This window comes from Streptomyces sp. NPDC041068 (genome assembly GCF_040647455.1).
GTDB lineage: Bacteria > Actinomycetota > Actinomycetes > Streptomycetales > Streptomycetaceae > Streptomyces.
Genome location: NZ_JBEZCG010000006.1, coordinates 277,207 through 298,094, shown reverse-complemented (window position 1 = coordinate 298,094; position 20,888 = coordinate 277,207). Strand labels below are relative to the sequence as shown.

Sequence of the window (20,888 nt, the reverse complement as noted above, 5' to 3'; positions counted from 1 at the left end):
CCCACACGTCGGAGGCGTCAGACCTCAACAGCACGACAGGACGGTGGACTTCGGTGCGTATGCCGCGCTCACTCCGTATCGCCGGCGCGTGGGCCGCCGTACTCGCCCTCGGCCTCACCGGATGCGGAACGTCGGACGACGGCGGCACGCGGTCACCGGAGGCCGGGACCAAGGCGGCGGCCCACGCGCCCGACCGGGTCGAGCCCCTGAAGACCGCGCCGAAGCCCGTGCTCCCCGCCACCGTCACCTCCGCCGACGGCCACGAGGTGACGGTGAAGGACACCGGCCGCATCGTGCCGCTCACCGGCAGCCTGAACGAGATCGTCTTCACCCTGGGGCTCGGCGAGAACGTCGTGGCCCGCGACATCACCGCCACCTTCGAGCAGGCGAAGAAGCTGCCGGTGGTGACGCGCGCCCACGACGTCTCGGCGGAGAGCGTGCTCTCGCTCAAGCCGACCGTCGTCCTCGCGGACACCACGACCGGGCCCGGCGAGGCCATCGACCAGATCCGCGACGCGGGCGTCCCCCTCGTCGTGTTCGACCCGGCGAAGAGCCTCGACGACGTGAGCCCGCGGATCGAGGCGGTCGCCAAGGCCCTCGGCGTCGAGAAGGCGGGCGCCGAGCTGACCAGGCGCACACAGTCTCGGATCGACGCCGTCCGCGACACCATCCCGGCATCGGCCCGTAAGAAGAAGCCGCGGGTCGCCTTCCTGTATCTGCGCGGCTCGGCCTCCGTCTATCTGCTCGGCGGCCGCGAGTCCGGGGCGAGTTCGCTCCTGGAGGCGGCGGGCGCGGTGGACGCGGGCAAGGAGTCGGGGCTGAGGAAGGACTTCACGGCGATCACGAGCGAGGCGCTCGCCGAGGCCGCGCCCGACGCGATCCTCGTGATGACGAAGGGCCTGGAGTCGGTGAACGGCGTCGACGGCCTGCTGAAGGTCCCGGGCGTCGCCGAGACCCCCGCGGGCCTGGACCGCCGCATCGTCTCGGTCGACGACGGCGTCCTCCTCAACTACGGCCCGCGCACCGACCAGGTGCTGAAGTCGCTGGTGGCGCAGTTGTACGGGGACGCCAAGTGACCCTGCTCACCAAGGAATCCGTGGCCGACGACGCGCCCCCGGCGCCCACGCAGGACCCTGCCCGGCGCCGCCGCGGCGCGGCACTGCCGCTGACCGCGGGGCTCCTCGCCGCGCTCGTCCTGCTCTGTCTCCTCTCCGCCGGCATCGGCGCGTACGACATCCCCCTCGGTGACGTCCTCTCCTCCGTGCGGCACCGGACGGGGCTCGGCGGGGCCGCGCTCGACCGGGTCGGGGAGAGCGTGCTGTGGAACGTGCGGCTGCCGCGCGTCGTGCTCGCGCTGCTCGTCGGCGCCTCGCTGGGCTGCGCGGGGGCGCTCATGCAGGGCGTGTTCGGCAATCCGCTGGCCGAGCCCGGCGTCATCGGGATCTCCTCGGGCGCGGCGGTCGGTGCCGTCGCCTCCATCGCGCTCGGTCTGAGCTTCTTCGGGAACTGGACGGTGACCGTCTGCGCGTTCGCCGCCGGGCTCGCGACCGTCCTGCTCGTGTACGCGATGTCGCGCGAGGGCGGCCGCACGGAAGTCGTCACGCTGATCCTCACCGGCATCGCCGTGAACGCCTTCGCGGGCGCGCTCATCGGCCTGTGCGTCTTCTTCGCGGACAACGCGCAGATCAGCCAGATCACCTTCTGGCAGCTCGGCTCGCTCGCCCAGGCGACCTGGCCGAAGGTGCTCGCGGTGCTGCCGTGCGCGCTGCTCGGCCTGGCCGTCGCGCCGTTCTGTTCAAGGAAGTTGGACCTGCTCGCGCTCGGCGAGCGGCCCGCCCGGCATCTGGGCGTGGACGTCGAGCGGCTGCGGCTCGTCCTCGTGCTCGTGGTGGCCCTGCTGACCGCGGCCGCCGTGGCCGTCGCGGGGATCATCACCTTCGTCGGCCTCCTCGTACCGCACCTGCTGCGGATGGCAGCGGGCCCCGGGCACCGCTTCCTCGTGCCCGGCAGCGCGCTCGGCGGGGCGCTCGTCCTGGTCGCGGCCGATCTGGCCGCGCGCACGGTGGCCGCCCCCGCCGAGCTGCCGCTGGGCGTGCTCACCGCGCTGTTCGGCAGTCCGTTCTTCTTCTGGCTGTTGCGCAGGACCCGTCGCAGGCAAGGTGGTTGGGCATGATCGGGCAGTTGAGCAGGAGGCTCTTCGCGGGGCGCGAGCGCGCGCTGCCAGGACCCCATGCCGCCGGCGACGTGCTCGCGAAGGCCGAGGGTCTGCGGGTGCGGCTCGGCGGGCGCGAGGTCCTGTGCGGGGTCTCGATCGCCGCCCGTGCGGGCGAGGTGCTCGCCCTGGTCGGCCCCAACGGCGCGGGGAAGTCGACCCTGTTGGCCGCCCTCGCCGCCGACCTCCCGGCCGACGAGGGAGTCGTACGCGTCTGCGGCCGCCCCGCGGCCGACTGGCCCGCGCCCGAACTGGCCCTGCGCCGCGCCGTGTTGCCGCAGTCCGCCGCGCTCTCCTTCCCCTTCGCGGTCGAGGACGTCGTCCGGATGGGCCGCGCCCCCTGGGCGGGGACGCGCCCGGCGGACGACGACGACCGGATCGTGCGCGAGGCGATGGCGGCCACCGAGGTCCGCGATTTCGCCCTACGTCCCTTCTCCGCGCTCAGTGGCGGCGAACGGGCCAGGGTCGCGCTGGCCCGCGTCCTCGCCCAGCGCGCCCCGCTGCTGCTGCTCGACGAGCCGACCGCCGCGCTCGACCTGCGCCACCAGGAGCTGGTCCTGCGGATCTGCCGGGAGCGCGCCGCCGCCGGTGACGCGGTCGTGGTGGTGCTGCACGACCTGGGCCTCGCGGCGGCGTACGCGGACCGGGTCGCGGTGCTGCGCGGCGGGGCCGTCGCGGCGGAGGGCGCCCCCGGCGACGTATTCGAGGAAGGGCTGCTCTCCGAGGTGTACCGGCAGCCCGTCGAGGTCTTCCCGCACCCCCGCACGGGCGCCCCCGTGGTCGCGCCGCTCAGGGGCCCGAACCCCGCCGACGACTCCGCTTGACCGACGCTTTGCCCGGTCATGGGCCGCCCATCAGCCGCCCGTGATCGGCCTGTGAGCGGGCGTGGAGGTTGAGAGCTGAATCACGGAACGGGCGGGTATTACCGAGGTAAGGCTCGGTTAAGTTAGGTCCGCCTCACCGGCCTGCGGTGAAGTCGGCGCCCGTCCGTGAACCTGTCTTGGAGCCCTCGTATGCGATCCGTGCGCCCCGTGCGACCTGCCCGCCTGCCCGTCGTCACCGCGGTCGCCGCCGTGACCGCCCTGACCGCCCTGACGGGCTGCACGGAGAAGAGCGACGCCAAGAGCGGCGGCGCGCACAGCGTGAGCGTCACCGCCACCGACGACAAGTGCGAGGTCTCCAAGACGAAGCTCCCCGCCGGGCACGTCGAGCTGTCCATCGAGAACAAGGGCTCGAAGGTCACCGAGGTCTACATCCTCTTTCCCGACGACCGCATCGTCAGCGAGCGCGAGAACATCGGCCCCGGCACCAAGCAGAAGCTGACCGCCGAGGTGAAGGCCGGTTCCTACGACATCGCCTGCAAGCCCGGCATGAAGGGCAACGGCTTCCGGCAGAAGGTCACCGTCACCGGCGGCGCCAAGACCGCCGACCGCGACCCGCGCCTGGACAAGGCCGTCGCCGAGTACCGCGCCTACGCGCAGGCGCAGGCCGACGAGACGCTGCCGAGGACGAAGACCTTCACCGACGCCGTGCGCAAGGGTGACCTGGAGGCGGCGAAGAAGGCGTACGCCACCTCCCGCATCGGCTGGGAGCGCACCGAGCCCGTCGCCGAGTCGTTCGGCGACATCGACCCGAAGGTCGACGTCCGCGAGGACGGCCTGGAGGAGGGCCAGGACCTGGAGAAGGACTGGACGGGCTGGCACCGTCTGGAGCGCGCGCTGTGGAAGGACAAGAAGATCGGCGCGCGTGAGAAGGAGCTCGCCACGCGGCTCGACAAGGACCTCCTGGACTGGCAGAAGCGGGTCGGCAAGGCGGAGATCACCCCGACCTCCATGGCCAACGGCGCCAAGGAACTGCTCGACGAGGTCGCCACCGGCAAGGTCACCGGCGAGGAGGAGCGCTACTCGCACACCGACCTGGTCGACTTCAAGGCCAACGTCGAGGGCGCGCAGAAGTCGTACGAGCTGCTCGAGCCCGTCGCCGCCGAGAACGACCCGGAGCTCGCCAAGGAGCTCGACAAGCAGTTCGCGGCGCTGGACAAGCTCCTGGAGAAGTACCGCAAGGGCGGCGCCGACTCCTACGAGTTCACCTCGTACGACAAGGTCGGCAAGGCGGACCGCAAGGAGCTGCACGACGGCGTCAACGCACTGGCCGAGCCGCTGTCGAAGCTGGCCGCCGCCGTCGTCAAGACCAAGTGAGCGGACGCCATGGCTGAGAACAACTCCCCTACACCGTCGCGGCGTTCACTCCTCGGTTGGGGCGGCGCCGGACTCGCGATCGGCGCGGCCGCGGCGGGCGGCGCGGTGGCGATGGGCCGCTCCGGCGACGAGGCGGCGCCCGCGGCGGAGGCGGGCGCGGCCGTCGCCTTCCACGGCGCGCACCAGGCCGGCATCGCGACCGCCGTCCAGGACCGGCTGCACTTCGCGGCGTTCGACGTGAAGACGGACGACCGCGCGGAGTTCGTGGCGCTCCTGAAGGAGTGGACGGCGGCCGCGGCGCGGATGACGTCGGGCCACGCGGTCGGCGAGGGCGCGTACGGCGGGCTCGCCGAGGCGCCGCCGGACGACACCGGCGAGGCGCTCGGCCTCAAGCCGTCCCGGCTGACGCTGACGATCGGCTTCGGCCCCTCCCTGTTCGAGAAGTTCGGCCTTGCGGACAAGCGGCCCGAGGCGCTGGTCGACCTGCCCAAGTTCCCCGGCGACAACCTCGACAAGGCCCGCAGCGGCGGCGATCTGTGCGTGCAGGCCTGCGCGGACGACCCGCAGGTCGCCGTGCACGCCATCCGCAATCTGGCCCGCATCGGCTTCGGCAAGGTCGCGGTGCGCTGGTCCCAGCTGGGCTTCGGCAAGACGTCGTCGACGACGCCGGGCGCGCAGACCCCGCGCAACCTCTTCGGCTTCAAGGACGGCACACGCAACGTCTCCGGCGACGACTCCGCCGCACTCGCGAAGCACGTGTGGGTCGGCGAGCAGGACGGGCCCGGCTGGATGACGGGCGGCTCCTACCTGGTGGCGCGCCGCATCCGCATGAACATCGAGACGTGGGACCGCACCCCGCTCGGCGAGCAGGAGGACATCTTCGGCCGCGACAAGGGCGAGGGTGCCCCGGTCGGCAAGGCCAAGGAGCACGACGAGCCGTTCCTGAAGGCGATGAAGCCGGACGCGCACGTACGCATCGCGCATCCCGACGCCAACGACGGAGCGACGATCCTGCGCCGCGGCTACTCCTTCACGGACGGCACCGACGGTCTCGGCCGCCTGGACGCGGGGCTGTTCTTCCTCGCCTACCAGCGGGACGTGCGCAAGGGCTTCATTCCGGTCCAGCGCAACCTGGCGCGCTCCGACGCGCTCAACGAGTACATCCAGCACGTGGGTTCCGCGGTCTTCGCGGTCCCGCCGGGCGTTCGGGGCAAGGACGACTGGTGGGGCAGGGGCCTGTTCTCCGAGGGGGCGTGAGCCGGTGTTCGGCAACTATCTGATCGGTCTTCGCGAGGGTCTGGAGGCCAGTCTGGTCGTCTGCATCCTCATCGCCTATCTGGTGAAGACCGGGCGGCGTGACGCGCTGCTTCCCATCTGGATCGGCATCGGTGTCGCGGTGGCGCTCGCGCTCGGCTTCGGCTGCGTGCTCACCTTCGGCTCGCAGGAGCTGACGTTCGAGGCCCAGGAGGCGCTCGGCGGTTCCCTGTCGATCGTCGCGGTGGGTCTGGTGACGTGGATGGTCTTCTGGATGCGGCGCACGGCACGGCACTTGAAGGCCGAGCTGCACGGCAAGCTGGACGTGGCGCTGCAGATGGGCACGGCCGCGCTGGTGGCGACCGCGTTCCTCGCCGTGGGGCGGGAGGGCCTGGAGACGGCGCTGTTCGTGTGGGCGTCGGTGCGGGCCTCCAGCGACGGTTCGCACGGGCCGCTGCTCGGCGTGATCCTGGGTCTGCTCACGGCGATCGCGCTGGGCTGGCTGTTCTACAAGGGCACCGTCCGCATCAACCTCGCGAAGTTCTTCACCTGGACCGGAGCGATGCTGGTCGTCGTGGCGGCGGGCGTGCTCGCGTACGGCGTGCACGACCTGCAGGAGGCGGAGTTCATCGGCGGCCTGCGGAACAAGGCGTTCGACATCAGCGCGACGATCCCGCCGGACAGCTGGTACGGCACGCTCCTGAAGGGCGTCTTCAACTTCCAGCCCGACCCGACGGTGGTCCAGGTCGTGGTCTGGCTGTTGTATCTCGTGCCGACGCTGGTGTTCTTCTTCGCGCCGACGAGGTCGGCACCCCGCAAGGCCCCCGTGCCCGAGAAGGCAACAGTTCCGGAACAGGGTTGATCGGGGCGCGTCAAACTCCAACTCCTGTACCTATGATCGGCGTTCATCAGTCGATCAACCAACGGGGAATCACCATGCGAACCTCCCGCATCGGGAAGACACTGGCCACGCTGACCGCGGCGACCGCCGTCGCGCTCGGCGGCACACTCGTCACGGCACCGACCGCGTCCGCCGTGGACGGCTCCGGCTGCGAGGTGAACGTCAGGAATTACCGCGCCTTCGCCGAATCCGGCGGCGCCACCGTCCGCAACGGACCGGGCACCAACTACCGCAGGAAGGGCTTCCTTCCCGCGGGCAACAGCTTCCTCGTCCGTTGCTACGCCGTGAACAGCCACGGCAACGTCTGGTTCTACGGCGACCCGAGCCCCACCACCTACCGGGGCTGGGTCTACGCGGGCAACATCGGCTGAACTCCCCGCGCGTTCCGGGCCCCCCACTTGATCAGTTGACCCTCCCACAGGAAAGCACCATGCGAACCTCACGTATCGGCAAGAGCCTTGCCACCCTCACCGCCGCGACGGCCGTCGCGCTCGGCGCCTCGCTCATGACCGCCCCCACGGCCTCCGCGGTCGGCGGCAGCGCCTGTACCAAGAACGTCAAGAACCACAACATGATGGTCATCAACGTGGGCGCCACCGCGCGCACGGGCCCGGGCCAGGGCTACCGCAAGGTGAAGAGCCTGCAGTGGTTCGACCAGGTCTACGTCCGCTGCTACACCGTCAAGCGCGGCGACCAGTGGTACTACGGCGACCTGCCGGGCACCAGCAAGCGCGGCTGGGTCAACGGGGCCCTCCTCCAGGAGATCTGACCCGCACCGCGCACCCCCTTCCAGGGCCCGATAAGGTTCGGGCCCTGGAAGGGGTAGGTGAGGGAATTCCGATGAGCAAGGTACGCAGGGTTCGCGGTCCGGTCCGGCCCGTCATGGCGTCGGCGGCGGTGACGGCTCTGGCGCTCACGGCGAGCGGCTGCGTGACCGTGCACGGCGAGCGGGAGATCGTTCCCGCGGCCACCAAGTCAGAGGCGCAGCGCGCGCTCAAGGAGTTCCTCACCGCGTACAACAAGGCCGACGAGGCCTACGATCCCGCCCTGGACGCCGCCCGCATCACCGGGCCGCTGGGCGCCATCAACCAGGGCGGCCTGAAGTCGCGCCGGGTGCAGAACCCGGACGGCAACCCCAAGCACGTACCGCTGGAGCTCTCGGACGTCTCGTACGCGATCCCGAAGAAGGCCGGCTGGCCGCGCTGGTTCGTGGCCGACTCCAAGGCCAACCGCCGCTCGGACCTGCGCTGGCTGTGGGTCTTCACCAAGGGCGGCCCCGACCAGCTGTGGCGGGCCACCTATCTGAACCTGGTGTCGCCGGACAAGCTGCCGAAGCTGAAGAAGGACGAGGACGGCTTCGCCGAGCCGGTGGACGTGGCCGCGAAGGATCTCGCGCTCGCCCCCTCCGCGCTCGGCAAGGAGTACACGTCGTACCTGAAGTCGGGCGGCGACGCGTTCGAGCCGGGCGGCCACACGTCGGGCTGGAAGGCCTACCGCGACCGGAACTCCGAGCGGGCCGGTCTCGCCGTGCAGTACATCGACGAGCCGGAGAACGGCGGTACGTTCGCACCGGTGGGTCTGCGCACCGAGGACGGCGGCGCGCTGGTGTTCTTCTCCACGCGCCACTACGAGAAGCAGACCGCGTTCAAGGGGCTGAGCCCGAAGGTCGAGGCGGACGCGAAGGCGCTGCTCAAGGGCGAGGTGAAGCAGTCCTTGATGCTGGACCGGGTCTCGAACCAGGTGGTGGTCGACCCGAAGAAGTCGGGCGGCGAGAAGGTGGCGTTCCTCGGCCGCATCCAGGGCCTGACGGGCGCCAAGGGCGAGTAGGTCCGCTCTCGCGCCCCGGCGGGCTCAGCCCCTCAACGGCCAGGCGGCGACGTCCTGTTGGGGCTCCCCCGCGACGCGCGCACACTCGTCGGTGAGCGTCTCCAGGAGGGTCAGCGGGTCCGGCAGCGGGTGCTCGGGGCCGCGCACCCAGCGCACCTCGAGGTCACCGGGGAGCCGGGCGGGCGGCACGAGGACGTAGCTGCCGCGGCAGTGCCAGCGCAGGCCCGGGTGCTCGTCCATCGTCTCGGGGTGGCAGTCCAGCTCGCAGGGCCACCACTCGTCCTCGTCCTCGGGAGTGCCGCGGGTGGCGGTGTAGAAGAGCATGCGGCCGTCGTCCGACTCGGCGACGGGGCCGACCTCGATACCGGCGGCCAGGAGCCGCTCCAGGGCCTCGCGGCCGGCGTCCAGGGGGACGTCGAGTACGTCATGGACCATGCCGGTCGCGGTGATGAAGTTGGCCTGCGGCTGATGGCGGGCCCACCGCTCGATCTGGCCGCGGTCGGTCGTGGACTGCGTCTGCCAGGCGAAGGAGACGGGGTGCCTGGCGGGGGTGGGGCAGCCGATGCGGTCGCACGAACATCGGTACCCCGACGGATACGCGGCCGGGGCGAGCGGCAGACCGGCCGCCGCGGCGGCGAGCAGCAGGTCCTCGCGGACCCTGTCATCCCCTGCCGTGTCCTTGGGACGGCGGCGAAGCCACTGGGAAATCCTGCCCTGCCCGCCGGACCGGCTGCCGAACTCCGCGCCCATCTAGCCCCTCACCTCGCCGTTGTGCCGAAAGCATGACCCATGGTCCCACCATCCTGCGCCTCGGGGGGCCGGAGCCCACATCCGGGGTACCTGGGGTGATGCCAGCCGCTGGACGACATAGCGCGTCATTGCGTACTAAGAAGGGATTTGCACCCCTACCGTGGTCGCCATGGTCATTAGGACTGTGCTGACAGGCCTCACGGCGCTGACCCTCACGGCGCCGAACGGCTTCCTCGCCCCGATCGAGTGGGGCGGTGGCCCCCTGACCGTGGACGCGCTCCCCCGCGTCGTCTACACCGCGCACCGCGGCGGTGCCCTTGAAGTGCCGGAGAACAGCATGTCGGGCCTGGTGGCCGCGTACGAGCGCGGCACGGCCCAGGTCATCGACTTCGATACGCGGATACTGCGCGACGGAACCATGGTGGTGATGCACGACGACACCCTGGACCGGACCACGTACGCGACGGGTCCGGTGCACGGCCTGAACCGGCAGGAGTGGCAGGACGTGCTGGTGCGCCCCGGCGCGACCCTGCCCGGCACCTGGCGCCCCGAGCGGCCACCGACGGTCGCGGAGGTCCTGGACCGCTTCGGCGGGCGGATCATGCTGATGCTGGAGGCCAAGGACCCGCGCAGCCTGAAGAAGCTCGCCCAGCTGATCCGGGTGCGCGGCCTGACCCGCTCGGTCTTCGTGAACTCCAACAAGCCCGCGGTCGCCCGGCGCGCCCACGAGCTGGGGCTGCTCGCGCAGCTGTGGCGCTCCAAGACGCAGATGCGCACGGACAGGCCCGAGCGCTGGGCGTCGTTCGTGGACGTCCTGGACGTGGACTACAAGGCGCGCGACAACGATCTGCTGCGGGCGGTCAACTCGGGCATCCCCCGGGTGTGGGCGCACACGGTGACCACGCCGAAGCAGCGCGACCGGGTGCTGCGCCTCGGCTGCAACGGCATCATCACGGACGCGCCGGGACTGCTCTCGCGTACGCCGATCAAGCCCGTCGAACCGGTCAAGCCCGTCGAGCCGATCAAGCCCGTCGAACCGGCCAAGCCCGTCGAACCGGCCAAGCCCGTCGAGCCGCTCGAACAGGCCATGGGGATCGAGCGGCCCTCGCAGGTCAGGACGTTGCCGGACGCGGCGTGATGCCGTAGAGGGCGTACTCGACGAGCTTGTCGGCGTACGCGTGGTCGAGAGGGCCCGATCGCATCAGCCAGCGCTGGGCGAGCGGGCTCGCCCACAGTTCGAGGGCGATGCGGGGGTCGACGTCGGGCGCGACCTGGCCCGCGTCCTGGGCCCGGCGCACGCGCTTCACGTAGAGCTGGAGCTGCGGTTCGAGGAGCTTCTCCACGAATTCGGCGCCCAGCTCGGGGTTGAGCAGACCCTCGGCGGCGAGCGCGCGGTAGGGGGCGTCGTACTTGGGGTCGTTGAACTCGTCGACGGTGGCGCGCATCACGTACTTGAGGTCGGCCTCCAGGTCTCCGGAGTCCGGGATCTCGGTCGCGATCTCCTCCGCGCCCGCGTTCTCGCTGGCCGCCCGGGACGCCTGTTCGGCGAGGTCGAGGAAGGCGTCGAGCAGGACGGCGCCCTTGGACGACCACCAGCGGTAGATCGTCTGCTTGCCGACGCCGGCGCGGGCCGCGATGGCCTCGATCGTCAGCTTGGCGTAGCCGACCTCTTCGACGAGGGCGAGGGCGGCGTCATAGATCGCGCGGCGCGAGCGTTCGCTGCGGCGCGTGGAGTCGGGAGCTGTCTTCTGGACCATGCGATCGAATGTAGCAGCGGACGAGCCGAGACGTACCGTCTTGACAAGACGAAGCGTCTCGTCGATAGTCGAGGTCGAAGCGAGACGGATCGTCTCGCTCGACAGTTGGCACTCGACCGACCTGGAGGCGGACATGACCCGAGGATCAGGAAACATGCTGGGCGTCGGCGGCACCCGCAGCAATCTCTCCCGCAAGGCCCTGCGCGGCGGGGGCAGGGGCGGCCGCGTCGGCGGCGGGCTCAGCGCCCAGGAGCAGAAGCGCGAGCTGCTGCGCAAACTGCAGGAGGGCCGCGAGACGCACGGCCGTTCGTGAACCGGGCACGCGGGTGGCCATGTGACGTCGACCACCACCCGTTCGGTTCACAGCGCGAAGGCTCCTCACACCGCACTATGGGCTTCAACTGCCCCACCATGGGCAGCACCTGACCCTGCGGTACGTGAGGAGCCTTCTTTGTCCCGTATTCCTCGCTCTCCTCGGTGCGCCACACCCCGGCGCTACCTGATGTGCTCGCCCGAACACTTCAAGGTCACCTACTCCATCAACCCCTGGATGGACCCCGCCAAGCCGGTCGACGTGCCGCTCGCCGTCGCTCAGTGGGAGGACCTGCGCGACCGGTACCGCGCGCTCGGCCACACCGTCGAGGAGCTCGCCCCCAGGCCCGGCCTGCCGGACATGGTCTTCGCGGCGAACGGCGCGACCGTCGTCGAGGGACGCGTGCTCGGCGCGCGCTTCGCCTACCGCGAGCGCGAGCGGGAGGCCGCGGCCCACCTGGAGTGGTTCCGTGCGCACGGCTTCACCGAGATCCACGAGCCCACCCACATCAACGAGGGCGAGGGCGACTTCGCCGTCACCTCCTCCTACGTCCTTGCCGGGCGCGGCTTCCGGGCCAGCCCGCTCTCGCACGGCGAGGCACAGGAGTTCTTCGGCCGCCCGGTGATCGGGCTCGACCTGGTCGACCCCCGCTACTACCACCTGGACACCGCGCTCGCGGTCCTGGACGACGCGGCGGACGACGTCATGTACTACCCGCCCGCCTTCTCGCCCGGCAGCCGCGCCGTCCTGAGGCGGCTCTTCCCCGACGCGCTGGTCGTCGAGGAGCCCGACGCCGTGGCGTTCGGGCTCAACGCCGTCTCCGACGGGCTCCATGTGCTGCTCCCGCAGGCCGCGTTGGGGCTGTTCGAGCCGCTCAGGAAGCGCGGCTACGAACCCATCGGCCTCGACCTGAGCGAACTGCTCAAGGGCGGCGGCAGCGTGAAGTGCTGCACGCAGGAGCTGCGGGCCTGACTCGGCGGGGCTAGCCCAGCTTCGCCGGGCAGAGCCTGCGCGGTGCGTCGTCGCCCTTGAGGCGGGCTTCGACGCAGCCGCCCGGCAGTCCCTTGTACGCCGTGGTGCCGAAGTTGGCCGTGACGGTCAGCGTGCCCCTGCCGAAGACCGTGCGCTGGACGGCGCGGTCCCCGGTCAGACGCCGATAGGAGGTCAGGGGCTCGGTGCCCGCCGCCTTGTGCAGGGGCGAGAAGTACTTCTGGAGCGCGGCCAGTTCGGCGCCGTGCTTGTTCAGCGACGGGCCGTCCAGGACGTAGTTGAGGGGTGTGTTGCCGAGCATCGCGAGCAGGGCGCGGGTGCTCTTCTGCCGTGGGAGCTTGTCGTAACTGAGCTCCCAGCGCTCGGTGTTGACCAGCGAGCCGTGCAGCGCCGTCTCGTAGAGCGGGACGCGGTAGCGCGGGTCGTACATCGACTTGGCGAGGTCGGCGGGCAGGTCGACCGGCTTGAAGAAGACCCCGGGGGCGTTCTCCGGGTAGTAGCCGCCCCACTTCTCGCGGTCCTTCTGGAGCGCCCACAGGCCGTCGGTGGCCGGGGTGGCGCCGCCGTGGTCGAAGGCGAGCACCTCGTTCGCCCAGGCCTGGGCGGTCTCCGAACCGAGGACGAGGCCCTTGCCCGTGTCCGCGATGCGCCGCATCCGCGCGAGACGGTTCTCGCGGTCCTTCGCCTTGGTCATCGGGTGGCCCTTGTCGTGGTCGCGGAAGAGCTCGCCGGTGGCGTCGACGTCGAGGAAGTAGCTGTCGGCTCCATTGGCGACCATCGAGCGGACGCGGTCCCGGAGGTAGTGGTGGCGGGGCTCGGCCTGCTCGAAGGCCTGGGAGCTGAGGTAGCAGCCGCGGCCGCCGAAGCCGGTCTCGGGCTTGCCCCCGGCGTCGCGTACGCAGTCGTCGGGGTAGACGCGGCCGGGCCATACGGCGTTCGGGGCGTCGGCGGTCCTCGGGTCCTGGCCGTTGGCGAAGGAGTCGTACGGGCCCACGAGGTACCCGGCCTTCTTCGCGGCGCGCACCGCCTCCTTGTCCGGATAGGGCGTGCCGTCGTAGCCGAGCCACATCCGATCGACGCCGAGCTCGCGCAGCTTCCGGACCGCGGGGGCCTTGCGGGCGTCGCCCCAGGTGTAGGCGTGGAAGGCGCCGAGGAGCTTGCCGGTGGCGGGGTTCTTCGCGATCTTCCGCTTCAGGCTGCCCAGTTGGCCGCGCTCGGCGAGGTAGGAGCGGTAGTCGGCGGCGGGCGCGACCGGGTTGCCGTCGGTCAGCGCGAAGGTGACGGCGTAGTCGCGGGTGCCCTCGCCGCGGTCGAAGGTGTGCTCGGCGGTGGCGCGCAGCCGGCCGCCCGGCGCGGTGAAGCCGAGGCTCGTGCCGATGTCGGTGGGGGTGAGGTAGCTGACGCCCGCCTTCTCGCCGAGGGAGAAGCCCCACAGCGGCAGCGTCAGGCCCTCGCCCACGTCGACGGTGCTGCCGCCGAGGCCGCCCTTGCCGGTGGTCCAGAAGGCGTCGTCGACGGGGACGTCCAGGCCCTCGCCGCGCGGGAGTTGGAGGGAGCTCGTGGCGGCGTCGGTCCCGGTGACGGGCCAGCTCACCGAGGTGTCGCGGTGCGCCTTCAGCCGGAGCGAGAGGCGGCCGTGGTCGGTGCGGGCGGCGACGTCGATGCCGCGCGCGGGGTAGCTCCAGCGGGCCCCGCCACCGTCGGTGCGGGTCACCGGGCCGGGGGCGCCGAGGTCGGTTCCCGAGGCGTCGGAGAGGGTGAGTTCGCGGCCGTCGCGGGTACGGGCGCGCACGGCGAGGGAGGCGGTGTCGACGACCGCGGTGCCGCCGTCGACGGACAGTTCGACCTGCTTGCCGCGCGGCTGTTCGGCCCCCGCGGTGAAGGCGTAGGTGGTGGCGCCCACCGCGGTGAGCGCCAGGGCGATGGACAGGGCGAGGAAACGGGTCTCCGACCGCTTGCGGGCGTGGCCGGGTGACGTGATCTTGGTTGGCATGGGGACGTGGATAGTCACCGCGTCTAAGAACCTCTTAAGAGGCGGCCCAATTCAGCCACCTGACCTGCGACGTGCTAACAATACGGACGCACAGGTACGACGCACTGGTGCACAGAGCGTCCTGTGTGAACGCATCACAACAACCAAAAAGTTGGGCCCACAGGGGCCCAGGGGGAAGAAGAGGTATCAGCGCAGTGAACCGTATGCGCACGTCCGCCGCAGTCCTGGCCACCGCGGGGGCACTCACGGCCGCTCAGCTCGGCCTCGCCGGGTCCGCCTCCGCGGCGACCGGCTCGACCGCTCCGAAGGCCTCCGCGGCCGCCGCTCCGCGCGCCGTCTCCGGCTGCCCGATCGACATCGTCTACCCGAAGCGCTTCTCGTACGACGCGCAGGGCAACGTACTCAACGGCGGTCTGTACTTCGGCATCAAGAGCAAGACCACGAAGAGCATCAAGAACGTCACCCTCACGGTGACCAACACCAAGAACGTCCGCTTCAAGAAGGCGACGCCGACCGGCGGCAAGGTCACGCGCAAGACGACGAAGACCGTCGCCGTGTACGACAAGACCTTCAAGGGCAAGGCCAAGCTCGGCTTCAAGGTCCAGACGCGGATCCTGAACGTCCGGTCCTACGGCGTGAAGTTCACCCTGCGCGGGACCGGCTGGAACTGCGCGGTCAACCAGGGGACCTGGGGCCCGGCGTAAGCAAGGGTCCGGCCCGACTCGGGGACCTGACTGCCCCGGGCCCTGACCCGGCTCAGGGACCTGAGCCGAGTCACTCCGCGGACCGGGGCGGCCACGCGTCGCCCCAGTCCGCGTCGCGCGCCGCGCGGTAGAGGGGGCCGTGGCGCTTGGTCACGGTCTGCCTGCTCAGCTCCTCCTCGGCCCCGCACAGGTCGAGGAGGACCTGGCCCTTGCGGATCTGGGGGCGGCGCACCACGCGGTGGGGCGGGGTGTCGGGGGCGGTGTCGAAGCGGACCGCCGCGACATAGCTGAACTTCTCGTCCTCGTACGCCAGTGAGCCGCCCTTGACCTGGCGGTGCAGGGACGACCTGCTGACCCGCGCCGAGAAGTGGCACCAGTCCGTGCCGGGCACGATGGGGCAGGCGGCGCTGTGCGGGCAGGGGGCGGCGATCGTGAAGCCCGCCGCGATCAGCCGGTCGCGGGCCGCCATGACGCGGGCGTACCCGTCGGGGGTGCCCGGCTCGATGACGACGACGGCCCGCTCGGCCGCCCGTGCCGCCGCGTCCACGACCGACCCGCGGTCCTCCTCGGTCAGCTCCCCGAGCACGTACGACACCGTGACGAGATCGGTGCTCTCGATCGCGAGCGATGCTCCGATGCGAGAGCGCTGCCACCGAGCGGACTTCAACTGCGGGACCGCGCCCGCCAGTTCACGCCCGAGATCCAGCGCGGGCTCCGCCCAGTCGAGGACCGTCACCGGGCGCTCCCCCGCCCACGTCGCCGCGACCGCCCAGGTCGCCGCGCCGGTCCCGCCGCCCACGTCCACATGGCTCCGCGGCGACCAGCCCTCGGGCGCCGCGTCCACCAGGGCGGCCAGCGCGGAACGCACCGCCTCGAAGGTCGCAGGCATGCGATATGCGGCATACGCGGCGACGTCCGCGCGGTCGCGCAGGATGGGGGCATCGGTCGGCGTGCGGCCCCGGTAGTTGGCGATCAGCCGGTCGACGGCCTGGGTCGCCTGCTTGGGCGGGAGACCGTCGAGGAGTCCGGCAAGCGCGCTACGCAGGGTCTCGGCCGGAGAGGCTGGGGATGCCGGGGAAATCGGGGCGTTCACCCCGTGATTCTACGGGGGTAGGAGGGGAGCGGGAGCAAGGAGAGAGCGAAGGGAAGAGGGAGAGCCATGAGCACACGGACGCGTCGGGCCACGGTGTCCGACCACCCCGCGATCATCGAGCGCGTACAGAGCTGGTGGGGCGACACCCACTCCCCCGAGCAGTCCAGGGAGCTGGCCCTGCTGCTGCCCAAGCTGTTCCTGCAGTTCTTCGCGCACACCAGCCTGGTCGTGGAGCGGGACGGGGAGGTCCGGGCCTTCCTGATCGGCCTGTACTCCGGTGACGACGACCACGGCGCGTACATCCACTTCGTGGGCGTCGCCCCCGAGCTGCGCGGGCAGGGCGTGGGCCGCGAGCTGTACGAGGAGTTCTTCCGGCGGGCCGCCGCGGCCGGGCGCAAGGAGGTGCGCTCGATCACCTCGCCGCACAACCGGCGTTCCGTCGCGTTCCACCGGGCCATGGGCTTCGCCCTCGAACCGGGTGACCACGAGGTCGACGGGCTGCCCGTGCACAGCGACTACGACGGCCCCGGGTTCGACCGGGTCTGCTTCCGCAGGGCGCTCCAGCGGCCCGGGGGAAGCTCGGAAGGACTATCGCCCCCGCGCCGCGCGAGCGAGTCTCGTGCCCGCCGCCGCCCGCGGTGAGTTGTCGGCCGCGCGACGGCGCGGGTGCACCGTGTTCGCGAGCAGCACCAGGAAGGTGTCCGTGGCCGGGTCGATCACCAGGGACGTGCCCGTGAAGCCGGTGTGCCCCGCAGCGCCGCGCCCCGCGAGCTCCCCCATGAACCACGGCTTGTCGATGCCGAAGCCGAGACCGGGCTCCATCAGCATCAGCTCGACGAAGTCGGGGCCGAGGATGCGGGCCCTGCCGTACGAGCCGCCGCACAGCAGCGTGCGGCAGAACACCGCCAGGTCGCGGGCGGTGGAGAAGAGGCCCGCGTGCCCGGCGACACCGCCGAGCGCCCACGCGTTCTCGTCGTGGACCGTGCCGCGCAGCATGCCCCGGTCGGCCTTCGCCCACGGTCTGCGCTGGTCCTCGGTCGCGGCGGCGTCGGGGCGCGGCCCGAAGCCGGTGGCGGTCATGCCGAGCGGCCGGGTGATGCCCTCGCGGATCAGGGCGTCCAGGGAGCGGCGGGTGAGTCGCTGAAGGATGTGCTGGAGCAGCAGCATGTTCAGGTCGGAGTAGACGTACTCGCCGGGCTCGGTGACCGGGGCCTCGGCGCGCAGGACGGCGAGGCGCGCGGCGTCGTCCGGGCAGTCGTACAGCGGCAGTTCGGGCCGCAGCCCCGAGGTGTGCGTGAGCAGCTGGCGCACCGTGATGCCGTGCTCGGCGGCCGCCGTGAACTCGGGGACGTACGCGCCCACGAGCGCGTCGATGCCGAGCGTGCCGCGCTCCAGCTGCTGCACGGCGGCGACCGTCGTGAACAGCTTGGTGAGCGAGGCCAGGTCGAAGGGGGTGGTGGTGCGCATCGGCACGCGCCACTCGCGGGGCAGCTCGACGCCCGTGTCGCTCTCCTCGTCGTACGAGGCATAGCGCACCGCCCAGCCCGCCGCCTCCTCGGCGGCGATCACGGGGCCGCGGCCCACGACGACCACGGCGCCCGCGCACCAGGGGCGCGGCCCGCGCGTCAGGTCGCGCACCTCGGCGACGAGCCGGTCGATCTCGCCGGGGTCGAGGCCCGCGCGGTCGGGGGTGCCGGCGCGCAGGAGTCGTGGTGCGCTCAGTGGTCCGCCTCCTCCGTGGTCTTGTGCTGCCAGGGGCGGCACAGTCCCACGAAGCATGCGATGGCCGCCAGCGCGCAGACCAGTTGGACGACGGCCATCGGGACGGCCGTGTCCTCGCCGGCGATCCCGACGAGCGGCGAGGCGACGGCGCCGATGAGGAAGGAGGAGGTGCCGAGCAGCGCCGAAGCGGAACCCGCGGCGTGCGGGGTGCGGACCAGTGCGAGCGACTGGGTGTTGGGCATGGCGAGGCCCATCGCCGACATGAGGACGAAGAGCCCGGCGGCGATCGGGAAGAGGCCGACGTCGCCGAAGACGCCGGTCGTCATCAGGAGCAGGGCCGTCGCGGCGACGGTGATGATCGTCAGGCCGAAGGCGAGCGCCTTGTTCAGGCTGACCCGGCCGACGAGGATCTTGCCGTTGATCTGGCCGACGACGATCAGCCCGACGGAGTTGGCGCCGAACAGCAGGCTGAAGGTCTGCGGGGACGCGCCGTAGATCTCCTGGATCACGAAGGGCGAGGCGGAGATGTACGCGAAGAGCGCGGCGAACGCGAAGCCGCCCGCGATCATGTAGCCGGTGAAGACGCGGTCGGCGAGGAGCGACTTCATGGTCCGCAGCGCCTCGACGGTGCCGCCGCTGTGCCGCTTCTCGGGGGCGAGCGTCTCCGGCAGGCGCCGCCAGACCAGGAGGGTCAGCGCGATGCCGACGGCCGTGAGGACGACGAAGATGCCGCGCCAGTCCGTGAAGCGGAGGACCTGGCCGCCGATGAGGGGCGCGACGATCGGGGCGACTCCGGAGATCAGCATGAGCGTGGAGAAGAAACGCGCCATTTCCACGCCGTCGTAGAGGTCGCGGACCACGGCGCGGGCGATGACGATGCCCGCGGCGCCCGCGAGGCCCTGCAGGAGGCGGAAGCCGATGAGGAGTTCCGCGGTGGGGGCGAAGGCGCAGATCGCGGTGGCGAGGATGTAGACGATCAGGCCGATGAGGAGGGGGCGGCGGCGGCCCCACTTGTCGCTCATCGGGCCGACGACGAGCTGGCCGAGGGCCATGCCCATGAGGCAGGCGGTCAGGGTCAGCTGGACGGTGGCGGCGGGGGCGTGCAGGGCGTCGGTGACCTCCGGCAGGGCCGGGAGGTACATGTCCATGGAGAGCGGGGGGACGGCGGTGAGGCCGCCGAGTACGAGGGTGACGAGGGCGCCGGTACGGCGGAGGGCGGCGGAGTCGTTCGGCTCCGCCGCCTTCGGTATCAGGTGCTCTTCCGTGGTCTGCCCGCGCTCAGGCATCGCGCCCCTCCCGTAGCTTCGTGTCGTCCTCCATGGTCGCAGCTGTGGGTGGGTGGTACAGACGGCCCTTTCCCCAATCCCGCCCCTTCCCGAACTGGGGCTCCGCCCCAGACCCCGCTCCTCAAACGCCGGAGGGGCTGAAAGATACGAACGCCGGAGGGGCTGACTTCAGCCCGTCCGGCGTTCGAGGACGAACTCGGCGAAGCCGGTGATCTACGCGGGCCGCAGCCCCGGGTTGCCCGATTCCGTCACGAAAGATGCCGCCGTCTTGATCGGCGCCCCGGGGACCGTGACCGCGTCGATCGTCTTGAAGTCCGCCCTCGCCGCGTCACGGCCCAGGGACACCGTCACGTATCCGCGCCGACCGTTGTAGAACTTCAGGTGCGGGTTGGCCCGCGTGTACGTGTCCCAGTTGGCCGGCCTGTCCGCGCCGTCCTTGCCGCTCGCGATGGACGTGGCGACGATCTCCGTACCGACCGTCCTGGAGGACGTGTCGTCGAAGTCGGCCTTGATGTCGAAGGCGTAGCCGACGTGCACGTCGCCGGTGAGGACCATGAGGTTCTCCAGGTCCGCGGCCTTCGCGCCCGCGAGGACCCGCTGCCGCGAGGCGCGGTAGCCGTCCCAGGCGTCCATGGAGAGTTTCGCCTGCGCGTTGAGGTCGAGCTTGCGCTGGGAGAAGGTGACCTGCTGCGGGACCACGTTCCACAGGGCGTGCGAGCGGCGCCAGCCGTCGATGAGCCAGCGCTCCTGCGTGGCCCCGGTGATGGTGCGCGCCGGGTCGTCCGTCTCGGGCCCGGGGACGTGCGCCTTGTCGCCGTACGCCTGGTCGGAGCGGTACTGCCGGGTGTCGAGGATGTCGAACTGGGCGAGGCGGCCCCACTTCAGGCGCCGGTAGAGCTGCGCGTCGGGGCCGTTCGGCAGCTGGGGGCGGCGCAGCGGCTGGTTCTCCCAGTACGCGCGGTAGGCGGCGGCGCGGCGCAGCAGGAACTCGGCGGGCGGGTCGTCGTTCTCGGAGATGTCGTCGGCGTAGTTGTTCTCGGCCTCGTGGTCGTCCCAGGTGACGACGAAGGGGTGCGCGGCGTGCGCGGCCCGCAGATCGGGGTCGGACTTGTAGAGGGCGTACCGCAGGCGGTAGTCCTCCAGGGTCTGCGTCTCCTTGTTGTAGTGCGCGGGCAGCGTGCGGTCGGTGTAGTTGCGGGCGCCGCCGACCGCGTTGACGGCGTACTCGTAGAGGTAGTCGCCGAGGTGGAAGACGACGTCGACGTCGTCCTGGGCCAGGTGCTTGTACGCGGTGAAGTACCCGTCGTGGTACGCCTGGCAGGAGACGGCGGCGAGGGTGAGGGCGCCCGCGCGGCTGCCCGTCGCGGGCGCGGTGCGGGTGCGGCCCGTCTCGCTGGTCCACTTCCCCGTGCGGAAGCGGAAGTAATAGGTGCGGCCCGCCTCCAGGTGGTCGACCTCGACGTGCACGGTGTGGCTGAACTCGGGGTGCGCGGTGGCCGTGCCCCGTCTGGCGACGCGGCGGAAGCGGGCGTCGTGGGCGAGTTCCCAGTGGACGGTGACGCGCTCGGCGGGCAGGCCGCCGCCCGGCTCGTAGGGGGCGGGGGCGAGCCGGGTCCACAGCAGGACCGAGGAGGGCAGCGGGTCGCCCGAGGCGACGCCGAGCGTGAAGGGGTTGTCCGATATGCGGCGGGCGTCCAGTTCGGCGGCGCCCGCGACGCCCGCGGTGGGCAGGTTGGTGGCGAACGCGAGCGCGGCGGCGGCCCCGGTGACGGTGAGGAACCGGCGGCGCCCCAAGTGTCGGGCGGCGGCGCGTAGTTCGGGTGCGTGCTGCTGGCCTGCGGGTGTCATGGACCCTCCCCTGACGATTGGTGTCAGGGGCATGCAAGTG

21 protein-coding genes are annotated in these 20,888 nt (G+C 71.4%); 14 read left to right on the top strand and 7 right to left on the bottom strand.

What is annotated here, in order from left to right; genetic code table 11:
* The first annotated feature begins 59 nt into the window (after positions 1-59).
* From AB0B50_RS16155 to AB0B50_RS16115, 9 genes are all read left to right on the top strand, one after another.
* The gene (locus AB0B50_RS16155) at positions 60-1,076 is read left to right on the top strand and encodes an ABC transporter substrate-binding protein (protein WP_362331098.1); all 1,017 of its coding nucleotides are present in this window, start codon (positions 60-62) and stop codon (positions 1,074-1,076) included.
* An 83-nt stretch (positions 1,077-1,159) separates the two neighbouring features.
* The gene (locus AB0B50_RS16150; RefSeq protein ID WP_362331652.1) at positions 1,160-2,173 is read left to right on the top strand and encodes an iron ABC transporter permease; all 1,014 of its coding nucleotides are present in this window, start codon (positions 1,160-1,162) and stop codon (positions 2,171-2,173) included.
* Complete coding sequence (locus AB0B50_RS16145) at positions 2,170-3,036, top strand: heme ABC transporter ATP-binding protein (protein ID WP_362331095.1); 867 nt, start codon at positions 2,170-2,172, stop codon at positions 3,034-3,036. Before AB0B50_RS16150 ends, AB0B50_RS16145 begins: the two co-directional genes overlap by 4 nt.
* Positions 3,037-3,225: 189 nt before the next feature.
* Complete coding sequence (gene efeO / locus AB0B50_RS16140) at positions 3,226-4,410, top strand: iron uptake system protein EfeO (protein ID WP_362331092.1); 1,185 nt, start codon at positions 3,226-3,228, stop codon at positions 4,408-4,410.
* 9 nt (positions 4,411-4,419) lie between these two features.
* On the top strand, positions 4,420-5,667 hold the full coding sequence (gene efeB, locus AB0B50_RS16135) for an iron uptake transporter deferrochelatase/peroxidase subunit (protein WP_362331089.1): 1,248 nt from the start codon (positions 4,420-4,422) through the stop codon (positions 5,665-5,667).
* Between the two features lie 4 nt (positions 5,668-5,671).
* Entirely contained in the window at positions 5,672-6,526 is an 855-nt protein-coding gene (efeU, locus tag AB0B50_RS16130) for an iron uptake transporter permease EfeU (protein WP_362331086.1), read from the top strand.
* Between the two features lie 74 nt (positions 6,527-6,600).
* Positions 6,601-6,936 (top strand): hypothetical protein, encoded by a 336-nt coding sequence (locus AB0B50_RS16125; protein ID WP_362331083.1) that lies wholly within the window; start codon positions 6,601-6,603, stop codon positions 6,934-6,936.
* Between the two features lie 59 nt (positions 6,937-6,995).
* Positions 6,996-7,334, top strand: a complete 339-nt coding sequence (locus AB0B50_RS16120) for a hypothetical protein (protein ID WP_362331081.1) — start codon at positions 6,996-6,998, stop codon at positions 7,332-7,334.
* Positions 7,335-7,405: 71 nt separating this feature from the next.
* Entirely contained in the window at positions 7,406-8,392 is a 987-nt protein-coding gene (locus AB0B50_RS16115; protein WP_362331078.1) for a hypothetical protein, read from the top strand.
* 24 nt (positions 8,393-8,416) lie between these two features.
* Here AB0B50_RS16115 and AB0B50_RS16110 read toward each other — a convergent pair whose 3' ends face one another.
* On the bottom strand, positions 8,417-9,142 hold the full coding sequence (locus tag AB0B50_RS16110) for a bifunctional DNA primase/polymerase (RefSeq protein ID WP_362331075.1): 726 nt from the start codon (positions 9,140-9,142) through the stop codon (positions 8,417-8,419).
* Between the two features lie 169 nt (positions 9,143-9,311).
* Between AB0B50_RS16110 and AB0B50_RS16105 the strand changes: the two genes are divergently transcribed.
* Positions 9,312-10,280: a glycerophosphodiester phosphodiesterase family protein gene (locus AB0B50_RS16105; RefSeq protein ID WP_362331072.1), complete on the top strand. Its 969-nt coding sequence runs from the start codon at positions 9,312-9,314 to the stop codon at positions 10,278-10,280.
* Here AB0B50_RS16105 and AB0B50_RS16100 read toward each other — a convergent pair.
* Entirely contained in the window at positions 10,255-10,899 is a 645-nt protein-coding gene (locus AB0B50_RS16100) for a TetR/AcrR family transcriptional regulator (protein ID WP_362331069.1), read from the bottom strand. The two genes, AB0B50_RS16105 and AB0B50_RS16100, sit on opposite strands and share 26 nt — an antisense overlap.
* 40 nt (positions 10,900-10,939) lie before the next feature.
* On the opposite strand from AB0B50_RS16100, the gene AB0B50_RS16095 reads away from it, so the two are divergent.
* Positions 10,940-11,212, top strand: coding sequence for a DUF6243 family protein (locus tag AB0B50_RS16095; RefSeq protein WP_362331067.1), 273 nt, complete (start codon positions 10,940-10,942; stop codon positions 11,210-11,212).
* A gap of 147 nt (positions 11,213-11,359) precedes the next feature.
* The gene (gene ddaH / locus AB0B50_RS16090; protein ID WP_362331649.1) at positions 11,360-12,184 is read left to right on the top strand and encodes a dimethylargininase; all 825 of its coding nucleotides are present in this window, start codon (positions 11,360-11,362) and stop codon (positions 12,182-12,184) included.
* A 10-nt stretch (positions 12,185-12,194) separates the two neighbouring features.
* On the opposite strand, the gene AB0B50_RS16085 is transcribed toward ddaH, so the two are convergent.
* The gene (locus AB0B50_RS16085) at positions 12,195-14,195 is read right to left on the bottom strand and encodes a glycoside hydrolase (RefSeq protein ID WP_362331064.1); all 2,001 of its coding nucleotides are present in this window, start codon (positions 14,193-14,195) and stop codon (positions 12,195-12,197) included.
* A gap of 203 nt (positions 14,196-14,398) precedes the next feature.
* Between AB0B50_RS16085 and AB0B50_RS16080 the strand changes: the two genes are divergently transcribed.
* On the top strand, positions 14,399-14,899 hold the full coding sequence (locus AB0B50_RS16080; protein ID WP_362331061.1) for a hypothetical protein: 501 nt from the start codon (positions 14,399-14,401) through the stop codon (positions 14,897-14,899).
* A 70-nt stretch (positions 14,900-14,969) separates the two neighbouring features.
* On the opposite strand, the gene AB0B50_RS16075 is transcribed toward AB0B50_RS16080, so the two are convergent.
* Complete coding sequence (locus AB0B50_RS16075; RefSeq protein WP_362331058.1) at positions 14,970-15,992, bottom strand: small ribosomal subunit Rsm22 family protein; 1,023 nt, start codon at positions 15,990-15,992, stop codon at positions 14,970-14,972.
* 66 nt (positions 15,993-16,058) lie between these two features.
* Here AB0B50_RS16075 and AB0B50_RS16070 point away from each other — a divergent pair, with 66 nt between their 5' ends.
* Positions 16,059-16,634 carry a GNAT family N-acetyltransferase gene (locus AB0B50_RS16070; protein WP_362331055.1) on the top strand — a complete coding sequence of 192 codons (576 nt, stop codon included), beginning with the start codon at positions 16,059-16,061 and terminating at the stop codon, positions 16,632-16,634.
* Here the strand turns inward: AB0B50_RS16070 and AB0B50_RS16065 are convergent.
* The 3 genes from AB0B50_RS16065 to AB0B50_RS16055 form a co-directional block, all read right to left on the bottom strand.
* On the bottom strand, positions 16,581-17,747 hold the full coding sequence (locus tag AB0B50_RS16065; RefSeq protein ID WP_362331646.1) for a serine hydrolase domain-containing protein: 1,167 nt from the start codon (positions 17,745-17,747) through the stop codon (positions 16,581-16,583). The genes AB0B50_RS16070 and AB0B50_RS16065 overlap by 54 nt on opposite strands.
* Positions 17,711-19,000, bottom strand: coding sequence for a Bcr/CflA family multidrug efflux MFS transporter (locus tag AB0B50_RS16060; RefSeq protein WP_362331052.1), 1,290 nt, complete (start codon positions 18,998-19,000; stop codon positions 17,711-17,713). Before AB0B50_RS16060 ends, AB0B50_RS16065 begins: the two co-directional genes overlap by 37 nt.
* Before the next feature lie 213 nt (positions 19,001-19,213).
* Positions 19,214-20,848 (bottom strand): alkaline phosphatase D family protein, encoded by a 1,635-nt coding sequence (locus tag AB0B50_RS16055; RefSeq protein WP_362331049.1) that lies wholly within the window; start codon positions 20,846-20,848, stop codon positions 19,214-19,216.
* Positions 20,849-20,888 lie beyond the last annotated feature (40 nt).

Bases quoted from the DNA above. Each gene is read 5' to 3' on its own strand.
- AB0B50_RS16155 (WP_362331098.1), top strand. From the start codon at position 60: ATGCCGCGCTCACTCCGTATCGCCGGCGCGTGGGCCGCCGTACTCGCC.
- AB0B50_RS16145 (WP_362331095.1), top strand. From the start codon at position 2,170: ATGATCGGGCAGTTGAGCAGGAGGCTCTTCGCGGGGCGCGAGCGCGCG.
- efeO (WP_362331092.1), top strand. From the start codon at position 3,226: ATGCGATCCGTGCGCCCCGTGCGACCTGCCCGCCTGCCCGTCGTCACC.
- efeB (WP_362331089.1), top strand. From the start codon at position 4,420: ATGGCTGAGAACAACTCCCCTACACCGTCGCGGCGTTCACTCCTCGGT.
- AB0B50_RS16125 (WP_362331083.1), top strand. From the start codon at position 6,601: ATGCGAACCTCCCGCATCGGGAAGACACTGGCCACGCTGACCGCGGCG.
- AB0B50_RS16120 (WP_362331081.1), top strand. From the start codon at position 6,996: ATGCGAACCTCACGTATCGGCAAGAGCCTTGCCACCCTCACCGCCGCG.
- AB0B50_RS16115 (WP_362331078.1), top strand. From the start codon at position 7,406: ATGAGCAAGGTACGCAGGGTTCGCGGTCCGGTCCGGCCCGTCATGGCG.
- AB0B50_RS16110 (WP_362331075.1), bottom strand. From the start codon at position 9,142: ATGGGCGCGGAGTTCGGCAGCCGGTCCGGCGGGCAGGGCAGGATTTCC.
- AB0B50_RS16105 (WP_362331072.1), top strand. From the start codon at position 9,312: ATGGTCATTAGGACTGTGCTGACAGGCCTCACGGCGCTGACCCTCACG.
- AB0B50_RS16100 (WP_362331069.1), bottom strand. From the start codon at position 10,899: ATGGTCCAGAAGACAGCTCCCGACTCCACGCGCCGCAGCGAACGCTCG.
- AB0B50_RS16085 (WP_362331064.1), bottom strand. From the start codon at position 14,195: ATGCCAACCAAGATCACGTCACCCGGCCACGCCCGCAAGCGGTCGGAG.
- AB0B50_RS16080 (WP_362331061.1), top strand. From the start codon at position 14,399: ATGCGCACGTCCGCCGCAGTCCTGGCCACCGCGGGGGCACTCACGGCC.
- AB0B50_RS16070 (WP_362331055.1), top strand. From the start codon at position 16,059: ATGAGCACACGGACGCGTCGGGCCACGGTGTCCGACCACCCCGCGATC.
- AB0B50_RS16060 (WP_362331052.1), bottom strand. From the start codon at position 19,000: ATGCCTGAGCGCGGGCAGACCACGGAAGAGCACCTGATACCGAAGGCG.
- AB0B50_RS16055 (WP_362331049.1), bottom strand. From the start codon at position 20,848: ATGACACCCGCAGGCCAGCAGCACGCACCCGAACTACGCGCCGCCGCC.